The following is a 14,778-nucleotide window of genomic DNA, read 5'->3' as shown; positions in this document are numbered from 1 at the left end:
GTGGGGAAGAATATCCTCCAAATGTACTTTTCTCCCAAAACCCTTAAAACATTACTCCTCTATTTTTATTGGTGGTGTTTGTGGGAGCAGTAAACGCATTTGCTAGAGGTATAATTACCATCACAAAAAATCCAAGACTTTTGTTAATCCCATTAATAATTTCGCTTCTTTTAAGTCCCTTATCTGCTTATCTACTTAAAGAAGTGCCTGTTTTTCAGGGGTTTTCTGAAGGGACTCTCTCCCCGGAAAATGGGAGCATAATCTTTGAAGAGTATGGAGGAGGACTTTCTGAAGAGGCTATTAATGAGATGGTAGAATTTCTTAAGTTTCTTGTGATCTTCGTGCTTATTTCCCTATTGCTTCAGGCTTTAAGCGAGTATGCGGTTATTAAAGGTGCTTTAATGGCAGAAAATAACCAGAAATACACTCTCGTGGATTTATTGTACGAGGGTGTTTATCATGCATTTCAAGTGTTCTTGGTTAATCTTGTAGTGGCAATTCTAAGTGCAGGAGTCCTTTTGCTCCCTGTCTTCTTCTTTGGAATACTCATGGCACTTACAGGAGTCTCTGCATTGGTTGTTCTTCTTTTGGCTGTGGAGATACCCCTTGCTTTGTTGTTGATGTCGGCCAGTTCCATGGCCGTGCCAATATACGTTATTACTAATTCTATAGGGGCCTCTTTAAGCTGTTTCTCAATTGCATTTAAGAATAAGCTCTCTTCCATAGGTTTTGCAGCATTGCTGTTAGTTTCAATATTCCTATTGCTGGCAATTCCAGCATCGTTTATTGGTCTTCTCTTTTTGGGTAGAACAGATTTCATGGCCAATTTAGTATCCAATATTTTGCAAGCACCATTTCAAGCAGTAATGCAGGCTTTAATTGCTATAGGTGGTTTAATGCTGTACCTTGAATTGATAGCAAAGAGGAAAAGTTTTGAAGAAGAGATAACTGAAGAATTTGGTATTTAACCATATCTTCTCTCTTTTGCTGCTTTTACCAGGCCTTTAAATACTGGAGCTGGATTCATGGGCCGTGATTTGAACTCAGGGTGGAATTGTGTTGCTATGAAGTAGTGCTTATCAGGTAGCTCAAGGATTTCCATTCTCCTCTCATCGTCGCCAGCTATACCACTGAAAACCAAACCTGCTTTCTCGAGTTCATTAATAAAATCGGGATTTACTTCCCAGCGGTGTCTGTGGCGCTCATAGATAAGTTCCTTAGCATAGAGTTTGTGAGCAAGTGTGTCTTTCTTTATTTTTATTGGGTATGCTCCAAGTCTCATTGTGCCACCAAGCTTATCAAGGTCACGTTGCTCTTCCATGAGATCAATGATTGGATAAGGAGTATGGGGATCTATCTCTGTGGAGTTCGCTCCTTTAAAGCCTAACACATGCCGTGCGAATTCTACTACTGTTAACTGGAATCCAAAGCAAATTCCCAAGAAGGGAATGTTGTTTTCTCTTGCGTATTTCACGGCCATTATCTTTCCTTCACTACCTCTAGCCCCAAATCCTCCAGGCACTATAATGCCATCAACATTCTCAAGGAGTTTAACTCCTTCTTTCTCCAGATCTTCGGCTTCAATCCACCTTATTCTGACTTTCACTTCATTAGCTACACTTGAGTGCTTTAGGGCCTCTTTAATGCTTAGATAAGAGTCAGCGAGTTTAACGTATTTACCGACGATTGCTATTTCCACCTCATCTCTTATTTCTTTGTACTTTCTAACCATCTCCTTCCAGGCCTTCAGATCGGGTTCCCTATCATCGATTCCGAGCCTTTTTGTAAGGTATTTGCCTAATCCTTCTTTTTCAAGCAATAGGGGCACTTCATAGGTATCCTCAACATCATAAGCAGAAATCACGGCTTCAGTAGGTACGTTTGTGAAGAGACTTATCTTTTTCTTTGCATTCTCTTCAAGTGGGTCCTCACTCCTTGCTATTATTGCATCAGGCTGGATTCCCAATGATCGGAGCTCTTTGACACTGTGCTGAGTCGGCTTTGTCTTTTGCTCTCCTACAACTTTAAGCTTTGGAACATAAGTTACATGAACAAATGCTACATTATCCCTGCCTTCCTCAAGTTGCATTTGCCTGGCCGCCTCAAGGAAGGGCATGCTCTCTATGTCACCAACAGTACCTCCAATTTCAACAACAACTACATCATATTCGTCTGCAATTTTCCTTACACGTTCTTTTATTTCGTTTGTTATATGAGGGATGACCTGTACTGTGGCTCCTAAATAATCTCCCCTTCTCTCTTTTTCTATAACAGTAGAATATACCTTTCCGGTAGTTATGTTATGATCAAAGGTTAAACTTGTGTTTAAAAAGCGCTCATAATTCCCCAGATCAAGATCAACTTCTCCTCCATCGTCTAGTACAAAAACTTCACCGTGCTGATAAGGGCTCATCGTCCCCGCATCGTAGTTGAGGTAGGGGTCGATTTTTATGTTTGTGGTTTTCAAGCCTCTCGATTTCATGAGCATTCCGAGTGAGGCACTCGTTATTCCCTTTCCAAGGCCGCTCACTACTCCACCGGTTACAAAGATGATCTTTGCCATGTCTAAACCTCCAAAAGTTATATTGTTTGTTGACATGAAAGAGCTTAAAAGTTTTGTTTAGAAAAAGCTAAAAATGATAAATTCCAAACTATAAATCCCAACAAAAAAAGAAGAAATTAATTAAAATTTTCAAAACTCATTTTTGTGGTTATTGAGTTCAATACCCTCTTCTTTTCCATCGTGGAACTCCTTTATCTCAAAAACTTTTAATGGGACTTTTTTTAAGGCCTTTCCAACAACGGCTTTTGCTATTCTCTCAGCATGCTCCAAACTCTGGGCATTGAACACTTTAAGGGTAAGATAAATTCCAACCAGACCCACATTCCCAATCACAAAAGCACTTTCAAATGGTGAACCACAAACCGGGCACTGGGAATATCCTATTTCCACCCTTACAAAGTCCAGTTTTTCCTTATTTAACGCCTTTGCAACCTTTGAAACAGCAACGTTTATTGCATCGTCTGCACTTTCAACCTCTCTCACTATTATTGGAGCCTCAAGGACAACGATATAGTCTCCCATTTTCCTCACCCGAATGCAAACAGTCTGTCATCTTCTCCTTCAAACACTCCAAGTCTTACTCCGGCATCAATAAACCCATGGGCATAGTTTAAAGCTGCAAACGCTGTGACATAATCCCCTTTTTTGTAGTAGTATTCAGCGTCGCTATAGTAGCTTTTTGCCATAGTTAAAAAGTCTTGCGCTACAGAAAAGAGAAGGCTTTTTTCATGTACTGCAATTTCTAGCCTCTCAAGAGCTTGTTTTGTGATTTCGAAGTACTTCTTAAGTTTTTCTTCGGTGATCTCCCTCTCCACCAGTCTCGCCTCGGTTGGAAATATTTTGGAATCCTTATAAATCTTAGCTTTTCCATTTAAAAATCCTACTTATTTGGAAGGGTAAGGGCTGAGTTAAAGCCTTGTTCTTAAGCGAAAGGTTTATATTTGGGCTTCTACTTTAATGCTTTGGGCGGGCCCGTGGTCTAGACTGGTTATGACGCCACCCTTACGAGGTGGAGGTCCGGGGTTCGAATCCCCGCGGGCCCACCAGCAAACCAACAATCTTCTAATCACATCCTCATACGTTTCTCCCATTCTGCCAATCTTCCTCAACTCCTCCTTCAACTCGACACTTACCCTTTGGCTTGTCATAACTGTAATTATTGCAACATAACCTATATTAGAATGAAGAACAAAAATTCTATGGGGTTCACTATGATGTCCTGGTCTGATGAACTTGATAGGGTCACTGGTGAGAGGAATATAACAGGAGCTATGCGAAGGGATATCATTGAAGTTGTGGGGAGAAAGTGTGAATACTGTGGAAGACGAGTAAGTACAACTGCCGGTTATATTCATCATATTAAACCAATCAGAGAAGGCGGTAAGACAACTCCCTCCAACATTATAGTACTGTGTGGCACTTGCCATAGAAACGCGGACAATGCAATAATCAGTAGAAAGGAACTTAAAGAGAAAGTTAGGAGTAGATCAAAGAACGTTCAAGATTCTATCAGACGTATTCTAAATCGAAACAAATCTGGAAAATCATCTAGTACAAAATCTAAAGAACAATTTGATTTGGGGATATCTGAACTCAATCTCCTTGTTGAACCCAAAAAGAAACGTGGACGGAAAAATAAGAATTCTTTTGACCTAGAACTTCCTAGTTTTAGTATAGAGGATGAACTCTTCGGAACTTTCAAAAAGAAAAAACGGAAGAAAAAGTGGTGGTTTTAACCCCTACCAGTCCTATCTCAACAAGTGAGAAGAGCGAGAGGGAGGACGGTAAGGGCTTCTACCTCCTAAAGGCCAAGTGCAGGCCAATAGTGAGGGAGCTGGGAGTACCACAGGGAGGATTATTGTGCGTGCGTTCCTTCATAAAAGGGCCTAAGTAGCTCTCTTCTCCTCCTCTGGGAACTTCCACTTTTCACTTATCTTTGTGACCTGTTTAACAACTTCTCGCTCTTCTTTGCCCTTTTCAAGAAGCTTCTCGAGGAAAGAAATCAGATCGTCATAAGTACTCCTCTCAATAGGGAACGGCACCTTATCCTTTCCACCAACAGCATAGGCAAATTTGAATGGATCAGGAGGATGGGTAACTGGGTCTTTCCAGGAGGGATGAACGTCATACACCAACTCAAGAACGAGAGACAATGCTCTTAACGTACTTGGGCCTAGGCCCTTAATCAGCAAAAGCTCGTCATAATTGCTTACACTAAGTTCTCTTGCTAGTTCCAATGCTTTTTTATTGAGTTCAAATCTTCCAAAGCTCTGATAGCGTTCCACTATTGGTAAGACTTCCCTTTTTTCATAGGGCTTATAGAACAGTGGAGTGTAACCTTTTGATAGGGCCTCTATGCTCTTAACCTCTCTTTCGATTTTTGTGGGACTTTCTGAAATTATATCTAGGAGAGTTTTTTGATACTCTTTGCTTTCTTTCGCAATTGTATTCAGGCTATAATCACTTTTTATCCCGCTTATTCCCTTATGTGGTTCCAAAGTAAAGGATTCAATTTTTTCAGAGAACCAGTGATATCTTCTCGCAAGCTTGATGCTCGGATTCATGCCCTGTTGCACGATGGTCCACCTTCCATCTTGGTCAACAAAGAAGACGTGATGATAAAGCTGGTACCCGGTTTGTAAGGCCACTGTATCAACTTTGGCAACTAGTTTTGAAGTTTTTATGTATTCATCTGCATCGAGGCCGTATATTTCGCTTATTTGCTTTAATTCTTCGGGAGTTTTCCTGCTCTTGGTCCCTTTACCGCCTGCAGCTTTGATTCCAAGGTCTTCTTTAGAAAGCACATCTTTTACCATCCCTGCAGTGACTGTAGTGCTCCCAGAAGAGTCCCAATCCATCCCAATTAAGTTGTTTAGTGCTTGGAACCACACTGGATCGGCCAGCCTCTCAAGAACGCCCTGAGTGCCATATTCGTCCACAAGAAGCTTTATGACAAGATCAGCTAACCGTTTCATTCTAAGGGCGAGCCATCTCGGGACATGTCCCCCATGTAAGGGGAGTTCTGCAATACCTCTCCTCATCATAGAATCTTGGATGCCCCTTCTATAAAAGATTTGGGTTAATTTAATAAATCCATTCTACAAAGGATTTCTTGTCATGAGAAGGAAACCAAAAACATTGCCCCCTACCCTAAGAGACAAAAATCGTTACATAGCTTTTCAGGTTACTGGAGAGAGGCCTTTCAAAAAAGAAATGATAAAGAAGGCCATTTGGGATGTCTCTCTTAAAACTTTGGGCGAACTGGGAACTGCGAGGGCGAAACCTTGGTTCATAAAGTTTGACGAAAAAACCCAAACCGGAATTGTAAGATGTGATAGGAAATATGTAGAGGAAATCCGATTTGTATTAACGTTGATAACTGAAATAAATGGTTCAAAAGCTATTGTGAGGACACTTGGAGTGTCTGGAACGATAAAAAGACTTAAAATGAAATTTTTGAAAGAGTTTGGATGGAAGTAATTGGGAAAAATTTAATTATCCCTTTGCTGACTATCTACAGCGGAGAGTATATAAAGGATGTAAAGAAACCCCTAACATAAAAAATTACGATAACTTTAGAGGTGATGGAAAATGGCGTTTGTACCACCACAAGCCGGGTATGATAGGGCAATAACGGTTTTCAGCCCTGATGGAAGGCTTTTCCAGGTCCAATATGCAAGAGAAGCTGTTAAGAGAGGTGCCACTGCAGTTGGAGTAAAGTGTAAGGATGGCGTCGTTTTAGCTGTAGAAAAGAGGGTAACAAGTAAACTTATAGAACCAGAGAGTTACGAAAAGATTTTCCAAATTGATGACCACATAGCGGCGGCCTCAAGCGGCATAATAGCTGATGCGAGGGTTCTTGTGGATAGAGCTCGTTTAGAGGCCCAAATTTATCGTTTAACTTATGGAGAACCAGTGCCATTAACAGTTCTAGTTAAAAAGATCTGTGATCTAAAACAAATGCATACCCAATACGGCGGTGTCAGGCCATTTGGAGCTGCTCTTTTGATGGCCGGCGTAAATGAAAAGCCCGAATTGTTCGAAACCGATCCAAGTGGTGCATATTTTGAATGGAAAGCCGTTGCAATAGGAAGTGGGAGAAACACAGCAATGGCAATCTTTGAAGAAAAATATAGAGACGAAATGACATTGGAAGAGGCAATCAAGCTGGCGGTTTTGGCTTTGTCAAAAATCATGGAAGAACCCTCCCCTGAGAGCATTGAAGTTGCAGTAATTTCAGTAAAAGAAAAGAAATTCAAAAAGATTACTCCAGAAGAAGTGGCCAAATGTCTTGAAGAGGCTTTGAAAGAGGTCGAAGCTGAAGAAGTTCCCGAAAAAGAAGAAGACTATAGTGAGTTAGACAGCAACTACTGAGGTGAATACCTATGCCAGTGAGTATCGATAAAGCAGTTATTGCCAGATTGAAGACACATGGAGAAATTTTTGAAATACTAGTAGATCCATATTTGGCTAGAGACTTCAAAGAAGGCAAAGAACTCCCTGTTGAAGAAATTCTTGCCACCCCTTATATTTTTAAAGATGCTCATAAAGGGGATAAGGCAAGTGAACATGAAATGGAAAAGATTTTTGGAACAAATGACCCTTATGAAATCGCAAAGATAATTCTCCGAAAGGGAGAGGTTCAGCTTACAGCGGAACAGAGAAAGCAGATGCTTGAAGATAAGAAAAAGCAGATAGCCATGATAATTCATCGGAATGCAGTTGACCCGAGAAGTGGCTATCCTCACCCCCCTGATAGAATTCTCAAAGCAATGGAAGAGGTAGGAGTAAGAGTGGATATATTCAAAGATGCACAGGCCCAAGTTCCAGAGATAATAAAAGCTTTGAGAAGGGTCTTACCGTTAAAAATTGAAACAAAGGTAATTGCTGTAAAGATACCATCGGAGTACAGTGGAAAGGCTTATGGAGAGGTAAGAACATTTGGGAATATAAAAAGAGAAGAATGGGCGAGTGACGGGTCTTGGATGTTTTTGATTGAGATTCCAGGTGGAATTGAAGAAGAATTTTATGAGAAACTGAATGCCCTCACAAAGGGCACGGTTGTAACTAAACTTATAGAGAGGAAGGGACTATGAAAAAGATTTTTGTAAAAAATAGGGATTTAGTGGTTCCAGGGACACTCTTGGCACAAGGATCATTCAAAAATGGAAGAGGAACTTTTAAAGAAGGGAACAGACTTTACTCAAGTGTTGTTGGATTAGTCAGGGTTTCAAATGACACTGTATCGGTGGTTCCATTAGAAGGTCCATACATCCCAGAAGTTGGGGATACAGTAATTGGCAAAATAGTTGATGTAAAATTCTCAAACTGGATAGTTGATATAGGAGCTCCTTATCAAGCTGGACTTAGGGTACAAGATGTGATAGAAGGACGAGTAGATGTATTAAAGACGGATTTAAGGAAGATATTTGACATAGGAGATATAATCTACGCAAAAATAAAGGCATATAACGAGATTAATCAGATTGATTTGATTACCAAGGGAATGCCATTCAATGGAGGGCCATTAAAAGGAGGCCAGCTAGTAAAGATAACTCCATCAAAAGTTCCTCGTTTGATAGGAAAAGGCGGTTCAATGATAAACATGATAAAGAATCTTACAGGGACTAGAATTATTGTTGGCCAAAATGGATGGGTATGGGTTAGTGGAAGAAAAGAAGAACTTGAAAAGCTGGCTATAGAAGCTATTCTCAAGGTCAACAGAGAAAGTCATACCCAAGGATTGACAGATCGCGTTAGGGAAATGCTTGTTAAAAGATTAAACGAGCTTAAAGAACAGGGAATTATTGAAGAGATTCCTCAATTAGAAGAGGGTGAAGGACAATGATGGGAAAGCCTGAAGGACTCAAGCTTATTGATGAAAATGGGTATAGAGTTGATGGAAGAAAGAAATATGAACTTAGAAAAATAAAAATGGAAGTTGGAGTGCTCAAAAGTGCCGATGGTTCTGCCTATGTTGAGTGGGGTAAAAATAAGATAATGGCTGCGGTTTATGGTCCACGAGAAATTCATCCAAAGCACCTTCAAAAACCAGATAGGGCCATTTTGAGAGTAAGATATAACATGGCCCCATTTAGTGTTGAAGAGAGAAAAAAACCCGGGCCGGATAGAAGAAGTGTTGAGATAAGCAAAGTTATAAGAGGAGCCTTAGAACCAGCAGTTATTCTTGAACTATTTCCGAGAACTTCAATAGACATCTTTATAGAAGTTCTCCAAGCTGACGCTGGCACAAGAGTGGCTGGAATCACAGCAGCTTCTTTGGCTTTAGCCGATGCTGGAATCCCTATGAAGGATCTTGTTGCGGCATGTGCAGCTGGGAAAATAGATGGAGAGATAGTCCTTGATCTCAATAAGGAAGAGGATAATTATGGAGAAGCGGATGTTCCAGTAGCTATAATGCCAATAAAGAACGATATAACTCTACTTCAAATGGATGGTTATCTAACTAAGGAAGAATTCCTCGAAGCAGTGAAACTTGCAATAAAAGGAGCAAAGGCAGTCTATCAGAAGCAAAGAGAGGCTTTGAGAGAAAAGTATCTCAAAATAGTAGAAGAGGTAGGTGAGTGAAATGGAAATAATGGCTTCAATAATAAAAGATCACATCTTGCAATTACTCAAGGAGGACAAGAGAATAGATGGCAGAGGTTTAGAGGATTTTAGACCTCTAACAGTCGAAACGAATGTGATAGAAAAAGCTGAGGGGTCCGCTTTAGTAAAACTTGGGAATACTCAGGTTCTGGTTGGTATAAAAGTTGAGTTAGGGGAGCCCTTCCCAGATTTGCCAGACATGGGCGTGATAACAACCAACGTTGAGTTTGTTCCCTTGGCATCACCAACTTTTGAACCAGGGCCACCAGATGAGAGCGCCATAGAGCTTGCAAGAATTATCGATAGAGGAATAAGAGAAAGTCAGGCAATTGATCTTGAGAAACTTGTTATAGTTCCAGGAAAGTTGGTCAGAGTGATTTTCATAGATGTACACGTTTTGGATCACGATGGAAACCTCTTGGATGCATCGGGAATAGGTGCAATTGCAGCATTGTTAAGCACGAAAATTCCAAAAGTAGATTACAATGAAGAAATTGAGGAAGTAGTAATGCTGGAAGAGTATGAAAAACTTCCAGTAAAGAGGATTCCAATCCCAGTAACTCTCGCAAAAATTGGGGGCAACTTAGTCGTAGATCCAAACTTTGAAGAAGAACAAGTCATGGATGGGAAGATAACAATAACAACTGATGAAAATGGGTACATCTCAGCAGTTCAAAAAAGCGAAGGTGGGAGCTTTAAGCTCGAGGAAGTAGTTTACGCAGTTGATCTTGCATACAAAAAGGCAGAAGAAGTAAGAAAAGTAGTCTTCGGTGCCATTAAAGAGGAGTAATCCTCCTATATCTTCTTTTTCTTTGAAATTAGTTGCTTATATATTAATGATCATTTTTTGGTTCATTCTTTTACTCAAGGTTTTTCTTTGATTAGTGGTGTTCTTGAAGACGAGTTATACCCAGTGTTTTGGGGAAAAGGTTAAGTATCAAACATCAATATAAAACTATTGGGGGTGCCGAATATTACAGACCTTGATGAATACTTTTCGTCAGTAATCGAGAGACTTAAGTGTCTCCGCCCGAAGGAAGTTCTAAGTTACGCCATCTTCAACGAGGATGAGGAGACAAAGTACTATGAGGAGCTTGCCCGGAGGGTCAAGAGAGATAGCATCAAAGTACTCTTTATTCAGATGAGTGATGAAAGTAAGGAACACCGGGACAGGTTATACCGGCTTTTCAAAAAGCTTTATACTGATGAGGAACCCGTTAAGGTCGATGCGCCGCCCGTGGAAGTATTTCCGTACTATTCGGAGTTTGAGAAAGCCAATGACTACCTCGAAGCTCTGGAGTACTGCATGAAGAGCGAGCTCTTCGCTAAGAAGGTCTACGAGATGCTCATCTCTTATGCTGAAAATGAGGATTCAAGGGGAATATTTTCCCAGCTGGCACTGATGGAACGAGATCACTATCTCAGGATAAGAAAAGCCTATGAATTTATAGGGGGTTTCATGGATAAGAAAAAGACGATAACCGAGCTTATCTCCTGGAGGTTATCTATTCGAAGATCGGTTGAAGGCGCGCTATGCTTTTCTGGACTTCCTTAGCAAAGGCAAGGGGATAGTGTTTTCTCGCAAACCGCCGGAAGAGATAAGGAGTTGGATGAAAAGAAACATCCCTGTGGTTTGGATCACCAGCAAAGCTGCAAAAAATGGGATTATAACCCTAAAACCACGCTTTATCGTTGAATCGCCTGAGACTCTCTGTGGAGATCTTTTCCAGGAAGGCTACAAGGTAGTGCTCTTGGAGTCCATTGAATCCCTTCTCGTGGAGTTCGATGAGAGGGAAATTGCAAAAGCATTAATGACCATGAAGGATATTGCAATCCAAAATGACTGTTACATTCTCTTGCAGGGAGAGAAAGAGGCTTTTACGCCGAGGATGTGGGCAATGCTAACTTCAGAAATGGAAAAGCTCGATTAGTGTCTGCATTACCACACGGTCTTTCTGTCCTCATCAAGCTCGAAGTTGCGAGAGGATTATAGTATCCGAGAAGAATCTCAACACGTATTATTTCAACCTCGGATTTAGGGAAAACGACATCATCACGTATTATTAGCAAAAGTTTATAAAGGGAGTAGCTTCACTATCTGCTGGCTTAACTCGAAGGAAAGGCTTTTAAATGACTTCCTAAAATTCATTTCAGTCATAATCATTAGAGGTGATGATCATGCCAAGAACTAAAAAAGTAGGATCCGCTGGAAGGTTTGGTCCAAGATACGGTCTCAAGATTAGAAGAAGAGTAGCTGCAGTAGAGGAGAAAATGAGACAGAAGCATACCTGCCCAGTATGTGGCAGAAAGGCTGTTAGGAGAATAAGCACAGGGATATGGCAATGCCAGAAATGTGGCGCAACTTTCGCGGGAGGAGCTTATTTACCAGCCACACCAGCCGGGAGAATTGCTAAGAGGGGCATCTCAAGTCCATGAGCCCCTTAAAAATTTTTGGTGATAACTATGGTGGAAGTATTATATAAGTGTGCAAAATGTGGGAAAGAATTCAAAATGGATTTGGCGGTGGTTAGGGAGATTCGCTGTCCCTACTGCGGAGCTAAGATAATTTACAAGCCTAGGCCTAAAGTGGGGAGAAGAGTTAAAGCCATCTAAATTCTGCTTTTTTAAAACATTCAAAAAGCTTTATAACTTATTTTTGATAAACTCACAAGTGATCAGAAATGATGCTGATAACCACTTCCCATCGACCTACAAGGAGGACAAGAAGCTTTGGACATGACTTAGAGCGTATTTTTCCAAACTCGACCTATTTGACTAGAGGTAAAAAGACTGTGCAAGACCTTCTTGTTGAAGCATACGACAGGGGATACGAAAGGCTTTTGGTTATAAACGTTTGGAAAGGTAATCCTCTTAAAATGACTTTTATTAAGGTTTCTCCAGAAGATTGGGCCTATATGGGCTATCTCTACCTTCACGGTATTAAACTTCAGCGAGAAATGGGGTTTAGAAATATTAGGCCGATTAGGGAGGAAATGACATTCATAATTACAACGGCTGAAAATGTGGGACTTGATCATGTTACATTTGGACAGGTCTTTGCCGAGCTCACAAATGGAAAGTTTGTTCCGAGAGATGGAAGAACTCTTCAATATATAGCCGATAAATATAATACAGACGTTCTTGGGGTTGTAGAGCCGCATCCTAGGGGTATGGCGGTAAACTTCTATCGCTTTGATGTTTCAAAAGAGAATCCAGTAGGCCCCTTGATAAGTGTTAAAATATGGATAATGGAAGATGGCCGGAGATGGGATTACAAGGAAAAGCTCGGGATCAAGAGGAGCGAGGAAGTATGAGCCGGATAAAAGGTTCAATTGAACTAGAATTCCCAAACGAAGAAATTGCAAAGATTGTTTATGAAAGCGTTCTTTTTGAGCACAAAAGTGTTCCATATAGGAGAAGCAGGTTGGATTTTTCTTTGAAGGGTTCCAAAATAATAATGAGATTCACTGCAGAGGATAACTCCGCTTTAAGGGGCACTATCAATTCTTACCTTCGATGGATTAAAGTTGCCCTCGATGTTGCTGAGCTTTAGTTAACTATTTAAATGTTCTCTGAGAGTATAGCTCGGAATCACGATTATGGAGGTGTTGCTATGCAGAACATTCCACCACAAGTCCAAGCATTGTTAGGCCAGTTGGAGAGTTACCAACAGCAGATCCAACTTGTTATTCAACAAAAGCAAAGAGTTCAGGTAGAGCTTAACGATGCCAAAAAAGCCCTTGAAGAGATTGAAAAGACAGAAGAAGGAACCCCAATCTACAAAACAGTAGGTACATTAATTGTAAAGTCAACAAAATCAAAGGCCTTGGAAGAGGTAAAAGAAAAAGTTGAGACACTTGAAGTGCGTTTGAAGGCCTTAGAAAGGCAAGAGCAGAAACTTAATGAAAAGATTAAGGAACTTACCCAACAGATACAAAGTGCTCTTAGAGGAGGGGTAGCCGGTTAAATTTCTTTTTTAAATTTTGTGAGTGGTATATATGAAGAGGGTTATTCATATAGGCCTTCCGGAACTGAATGAAGAGGAACTCGTGAAACTCGGAGAACTTGCTCAAGAAACAGCGATAGAGTATATTTTTGCTCATTTAACGAGAAGTGAAGTAAAGGATATTGAAGTAACAACAAAATTAAACCAGGGAGATACTCTCGATTTGGAACTTGAAATTTACTTGGAAGTTCCAATATTCGTGAAAGTGGATGTGGATAATTTAGTTGAAAAGGCTCTTGAAGAGGCATACAAAAAAGTTGAGGGAAGGTTGATAGAAATTGCAAGGAAAAATAAAACTTAAGCGGTTTTTAAATAAAGCAAAGAAAAATAATTATTCTTTCATGCTTTTGTGTCACCACAATGCAGATCCTGATTCATTGGGTAGTGCTATTGCTTTTTCAAGATACTTGACAAGCATGGGACTAAAAAATAGAATTGGGGTTGCTCAGAGTATTTCTTCTTATGCAAAGAGGCTTCTTCAATTTGCTGAGGTAGAAAAAAATCCAAAAGTTGAGGAGGATGTGATAATAATATTTGACACATCCTCTCTTGAACAACTTGACCCCATTAATCTTCCCGAAGGAAAGATTGTTATAGTTATCGATCACCATGTTGAAAAAGAGAACCCTATAAAGGCGGATATCAAGATTGTGGATTCATCTAGGACATCTACAGCGGAGATAGTGTGGGATCTTTTTAAATATCTGGGGTTTCGCGATGAAATGTCGGTGAGAGCTATCTTGGCCGGGATTATCACTGATACTGCGAATTTTAGATACGCCAACGTAAAAACATTTAAAACCGTTTCTGAGATCTTAAAAATGTTTGAAATACAGATGGGGGAGATATACAATCTTGTAGTTCCAGTTACAGATGAAAACATCGATCAGGCGAAGAGAATGGCAATTTTGAAAGCTTGCCAGAGAATGGAAATTAAAAAGGTGAAAAACTATATAATTGCGATTTCAAAGGTTTCTTCTTATGAATCGCTGGCTTGTAAGACTTTTCTCCAGTTGGGGGCCGATGTTGCGATTGTGGGGAGTGAAAAGAATGGAGTTAGAATCTCATCTCGTGCAAAAGAGCATTTAATTAAAAAAGGACTTCATTTAGGCAAAATCATGGAAAAAGTGGGCCCGATTATAGATGGTTCTGGAGGAGGACATTCTGGGGCAGCTGGAGCAAACGGAAAGAAAAATCTTGATGAGGCCGTTAAGTTTTTAGTGAAAGAAATCGAAACTTTTCTAAAGAACTTGGGGTGATTCAATGAGTAGGTGCCCCCTTTGTGGCGAGGTAATTAAATGGGAAGATCTTGTGGAACAAATGCTAGTAGTGGATAATTTTCAAGAGTTACTTAAAGATAAGGACTCTTTCTTGTCTGTTTTAAACAGTTTTGCGTTTAAATGCCCAAAATGTGGTGAGGAATTCTATGGAAACAATTTAAATCAGAATGAAGCCAGCAAGGTTTTTGAACTCCTTAACGAATTCAATGGTAGTATTGATTATGAGAATAATAAAGTACGACTAAAGCTTACCAATTTGTTAGCCCTTGATCTAATGCTTGAGGAATGGGATAAGCGAGTTAAGAACAGTCGGTGATATT

At 40.2% G+C, this 14,778-nt stretch carries 22 protein-coding genes and 1 tRNA gene; 19 read left to right on the top strand and 4 right to left on the bottom strand.

Annotation, left to right across the window (positions count from 1 at the left end; all coding sequences use genetic code 11):
* The first annotated feature begins 71 nt into the window (after nt 1-71).
* Entirely contained in the window at nt 72-968 is an 897-nt protein-coding gene (locus TSIB_RS06600) for a hypothetical protein (RefSeq protein ID WP_015849630.1), read from the top strand.
* Here TSIB_RS06600 and pyrG read toward each other — a convergent pair.
* The 3 genes from pyrG to TSIB_RS06585 form a co-directional block, all read right to left on the bottom strand.
* On the bottom strand, nt 965-2,563 hold the full coding sequence (pyrG, locus tag TSIB_RS06595) for a glutamine hydrolyzing CTP synthase (RefSeq protein WP_048160400.1): 1,599 nt from the start codon (nt 2,561-2,563) through the stop codon (nt 965-967). The two genes, TSIB_RS06600 and pyrG, sit on opposite strands and share 4 nt — an antisense overlap.
* Before the next feature lie 129 nt (nt 2,564-2,692).
* Nucleotides 2,693-3,085: a DUF555 domain-containing protein gene (locus TSIB_RS06590; protein ID WP_015849628.1), complete on the bottom strand. Its 393-nt coding sequence runs from the start codon at nt 3,083-3,085 to the stop codon at nt 2,693-2,695.
* A gap of 5 nt (nt 3,086-3,090) precedes the next feature.
* On the bottom strand, nt 3,091-3,378 hold the full coding sequence (locus TSIB_RS06585; protein WP_015849627.1) for a DUF357 domain-containing protein: 288 nt from the start codon (nt 3,376-3,378) through the stop codon (nt 3,091-3,093).
* A gap of 153 nt (nt 3,379-3,531) precedes the next feature.
* Between TSIB_RS06585 and TSIB_RS06580 the strand changes: the two genes are divergently transcribed.
* Nucleotides 3,532-3,609: transfer RNA gene (locus TSIB_RS06580), tRNA-Val, on the top strand.
* Nucleotides 3,610-3,774: 165 nt separating this feature from the next.
* A complete protein-coding gene (locus TSIB_RS06575) occupies nt 3,775-4,299 on the top strand; it encodes an HNH endonuclease (protein WP_048160399.1) in 525 nt (174 codons plus the stop codon).
* Nucleotides 4,300-4,449: 150 nt separating this feature from the next.
* Here the strand turns inward: TSIB_RS06575 and TSIB_RS06570 are convergent, their stop codons facing one another.
* Nucleotides 4,450-5,607, bottom strand: coding sequence for a DUF763 domain-containing protein (locus TSIB_RS06570; RefSeq protein ID WP_015849624.1), 1,158 nt, complete (start codon nt 5,605-5,607; stop codon nt 4,450-4,452).
* 73 nt (nt 5,608-5,680) lie between these two features.
* On the opposite strand from TSIB_RS06570, the gene TSIB_RS06565 reads away from it, so the two are divergent.
* From TSIB_RS06565 to TSIB_RS06495, 16 genes are all read left to right on the top strand, one after another.
* On the top strand, nt 5,681-6,043 hold the full coding sequence (locus tag TSIB_RS06565) for a ribonuclease P protein component 2 (RefSeq protein WP_015849623.1): 363 nt from the start codon (nt 5,681-5,683) through the stop codon (nt 6,041-6,043).
* 111 nt (nt 6,044-6,154) lie between these two features.
* Nucleotides 6,155-6,937 (top strand): archaeal proteasome endopeptidase complex subunit alpha, encoded by a 783-nt coding sequence (psmA, locus tag TSIB_RS06560; RefSeq protein ID WP_015849622.1) that lies wholly within the window; start codon nt 6,155-6,157, stop codon nt 6,935-6,937.
* 11 nt (nt 6,938-6,948) lie between these two features.
* Complete coding sequence (locus tag TSIB_RS06555) at nt 6,949-7,659, top strand: ribosome assembly factor SBDS (protein ID WP_015849621.1); 711 nt, start codon at nt 6,949-6,951, stop codon at nt 7,657-7,659.
* Entirely contained in the window at nt 7,656-8,411 is a 756-nt protein-coding gene (gene rrp4, locus TSIB_RS06550) for an exosome complex RNA-binding protein Rrp4 (protein ID WP_015849620.1), read from the top strand. The genes TSIB_RS06555 and rrp4 overlap by 4 nt, the downstream gene beginning before the upstream one ends.
* Entirely contained in the window at nt 8,408-9,151 is a 744-nt protein-coding gene (rrp41, locus tag TSIB_RS06545; protein ID WP_048160398.1) for an exosome complex exonuclease Rrp41, read from the top strand. Before rrp4 ends, rrp41 begins: the two co-directional genes overlap by 4 nt.
* A gap of 1 nt (nt 9,152) precedes the next feature.
* Nucleotides 9,153-9,962: an exosome complex protein Rrp42 gene (rrp42, locus tag TSIB_RS06540; protein ID WP_015849618.1), complete on the top strand. Its 810-nt coding sequence runs from the start codon at nt 9,153-9,155 to the stop codon at nt 9,960-9,962.
* 174 nt (nt 9,963-10,136) lie between these two features.
* Nucleotides 10,137-10,727: a ferritin-like domain-containing protein gene (locus tag TSIB_RS10600; protein ID WP_015849617.1), complete on the top strand. Its 591-nt coding sequence runs from the start codon at nt 10,137-10,139 to the stop codon at nt 10,725-10,727.
* 16 nt (nt 10,728-10,743) lie between these two features.
* On the top strand, nt 10,744-11,103 hold the full coding sequence (locus TSIB_RS10595) for a DUF835 domain-containing protein (protein ID WP_266105269.1): 360 nt from the start codon (nt 10,744-10,746) through the stop codon (nt 11,101-11,103).
* A gap of 247 nt (nt 11,104-11,350) precedes the next feature.
* Nucleotides 11,351-11,608 carry a 50S ribosomal protein L37ae gene (locus TSIB_RS06530; protein WP_015849615.1) on the top strand — a complete coding sequence of 86 codons (258 nt, stop codon included), beginning with the start codon at nt 11,351-11,353 and terminating at the stop codon, nt 11,606-11,608.
* A 27-nt stretch (nt 11,609-11,635) separates the two neighbouring features.
* Entirely contained in the window at nt 11,636-11,785 is a 150-nt protein-coding gene (locus tag TSIB_RS06525) for a DNA-directed RNA polymerase subunit P (protein WP_048160397.1), read from the top strand.
* A 68-nt stretch (nt 11,786-11,853) separates the two neighbouring features.
* Nucleotides 11,854-12,486, top strand: coding sequence for a ribosomal biogenesis protein (locus tag TSIB_RS06520; RefSeq protein WP_015849613.1), 633 nt, complete (start codon nt 11,854-11,856; stop codon nt 12,484-12,486).
* Nucleotides 12,483-12,725 carry a KEOPS complex subunit Pcc1 gene (pcc1, locus tag TSIB_RS06515; RefSeq protein WP_015849612.1) on the top strand — a complete coding sequence of 81 codons (243 nt, stop codon included), beginning with the start codon at nt 12,483-12,485 and terminating at the stop codon, nt 12,723-12,725. Before TSIB_RS06520 ends, pcc1 begins: the two co-directional genes overlap by 4 nt.
* 60 nt (nt 12,726-12,785) lie before the next feature.
* On the top strand, nt 12,786-13,139 hold the full coding sequence (locus tag TSIB_RS06510) for a prefoldin subunit beta (protein ID WP_048160396.1): 354 nt from the start codon (nt 12,786-12,788) through the stop codon (nt 13,137-13,139).
* 31 nt (nt 13,140-13,170) lie between these two features.
* Nucleotides 13,171-13,479 carry a DUF3194 domain-containing protein gene (locus TSIB_RS06505; RefSeq protein WP_015849610.1) on the top strand — a complete coding sequence of 103 codons (309 nt, stop codon included), beginning with the start codon at nt 13,171-13,173 and terminating at the stop codon, nt 13,477-13,479.
* Nucleotides 13,457-14,437 carry a DHH family phosphoesterase gene (locus TSIB_RS06500; protein WP_015849609.1) on the top strand — a complete coding sequence of 327 codons (981 nt, stop codon included), beginning with the start codon at nt 13,457-13,459 and terminating at the stop codon, nt 14,435-14,437. The genes TSIB_RS06505 and TSIB_RS06500 overlap by 23 nt, the downstream gene beginning before the upstream one ends.
* 4 nt (nt 14,438-14,441) lie before the next feature.
* Nucleotides 14,442-14,774, top strand: a complete 333-nt coding sequence (locus TSIB_RS06495; RefSeq protein ID WP_015849608.1) for a hypothetical protein — start codon at nt 14,442-14,444, stop codon at nt 14,772-14,774.
* Nucleotides 14,775-14,778: the final 4 nt, after the last annotated feature.

The organism is Thermococcus sibiricus MM 739 (assembly GCF_000022545.1).
GTDB classification, from domain to species: domain Archaea; phylum Methanobacteriota_B; class Thermococci; order Thermococcales; family Thermococcaceae; genus Thermococcus_A; species Thermococcus_A sibiricus.
Note: the sequence above shows the minus strand (reverse complement) of the source record. Positions and strands in the feature narration are given on the sequence as shown.

What these genes read in the sequence shown, in the direction of transcription:
- pyrG (WP_048160400.1), bottom strand. Translation starts at nt 2,563, where the DNA reads ATGGCAAAGATCATCTTTGTAACCGGTGGAGTAGTGAGCGGCCTTGGA.
- TSIB_RS06590 (WP_015849628.1), bottom strand. Translation starts at nt 3,085, where the DNA reads ATGGGAGACTATATCGTTGTCCTTGAGGCTCCAATAATAGTGAGAGAG.
- TSIB_RS06575 (WP_048160399.1), top strand. Translation starts at nt 3,775, where the DNA reads ATGATGTCCTGGTCTGATGAACTTGATAGGGTCACTGGTGAGAGGAAT.
- TSIB_RS06570 (WP_015849624.1), bottom strand. Translation starts at nt 5,607, where the DNA reads ATGATGAGGAGAGGTATTGCAGAACTCCCCTTACATGGGGGACATGTC.
- TSIB_RS06565 (WP_015849623.1), top strand. Translation starts at nt 5,681, where the DNA reads ATGAGAAGGAAACCAAAAACATTGCCCCCTACCCTAAGAGACAAAAAT.
- psmA (WP_015849622.1), top strand. Translation starts at nt 6,155, where the DNA reads ATGGCGTTTGTACCACCACAAGCCGGGTATGATAGGGCAATAACGGTT.
- TSIB_RS06555 (WP_015849621.1), top strand. Translation starts at nt 6,949, where the DNA reads ATGCCAGTGAGTATCGATAAAGCAGTTATTGCCAGATTGAAGACACAT.
- rrp4 (WP_015849620.1), top strand. Translation starts at nt 7,656, where the DNA reads ATGAAAAAGATTTTTGTAAAAAATAGGGATTTAGTGGTTCCAGGGACA.
- rrp41 (WP_048160398.1), top strand. Translation starts at nt 8,408, where the DNA reads ATGATGGGAAAGCCTGAAGGACTCAAGCTTATTGATGAAAATGGGTAT.
- rrp42 (WP_015849618.1), top strand. Translation starts at nt 9,153, where the DNA reads ATGGAAATAATGGCTTCAATAATAAAAGATCACATCTTGCAATTACTC.
- TSIB_RS06530 (WP_015849615.1), top strand. Translation starts at nt 11,351, where the DNA reads ATGCCAAGAACTAAAAAAGTAGGATCCGCTGGAAGGTTTGGTCCAAGA.
- TSIB_RS06525 (WP_048160397.1), top strand. Translation starts at nt 11,636, where the DNA reads ATGGTGGAAGTATTATATAAGTGTGCAAAATGTGGGAAAGAATTCAAA.
- TSIB_RS06520 (WP_015849613.1), top strand. Translation starts at nt 11,854, where the DNA reads ATGATGCTGATAACCACTTCCCATCGACCTACAAGGAGGACAAGAAGC.
- pcc1 (WP_015849612.1), top strand. Translation starts at nt 12,483, where the DNA reads ATGAGCCGGATAAAAGGTTCAATTGAACTAGAATTCCCAAACGAAGAA.
- TSIB_RS06510 (WP_048160396.1), top strand. Translation starts at nt 12,786, where the DNA reads ATGCAGAACATTCCACCACAAGTCCAAGCATTGTTAGGCCAGTTGGAG.
- TSIB_RS06505 (WP_015849610.1), top strand. Translation starts at nt 13,171, where the DNA reads ATGAAGAGGGTTATTCATATAGGCCTTCCGGAACTGAATGAAGAGGAA.
- TSIB_RS06495 (WP_015849608.1), top strand. Translation starts at nt 14,442, where the DNA reads ATGAGTAGGTGCCCCCTTTGTGGCGAGGTAATTAAATGGGAAGATCTT.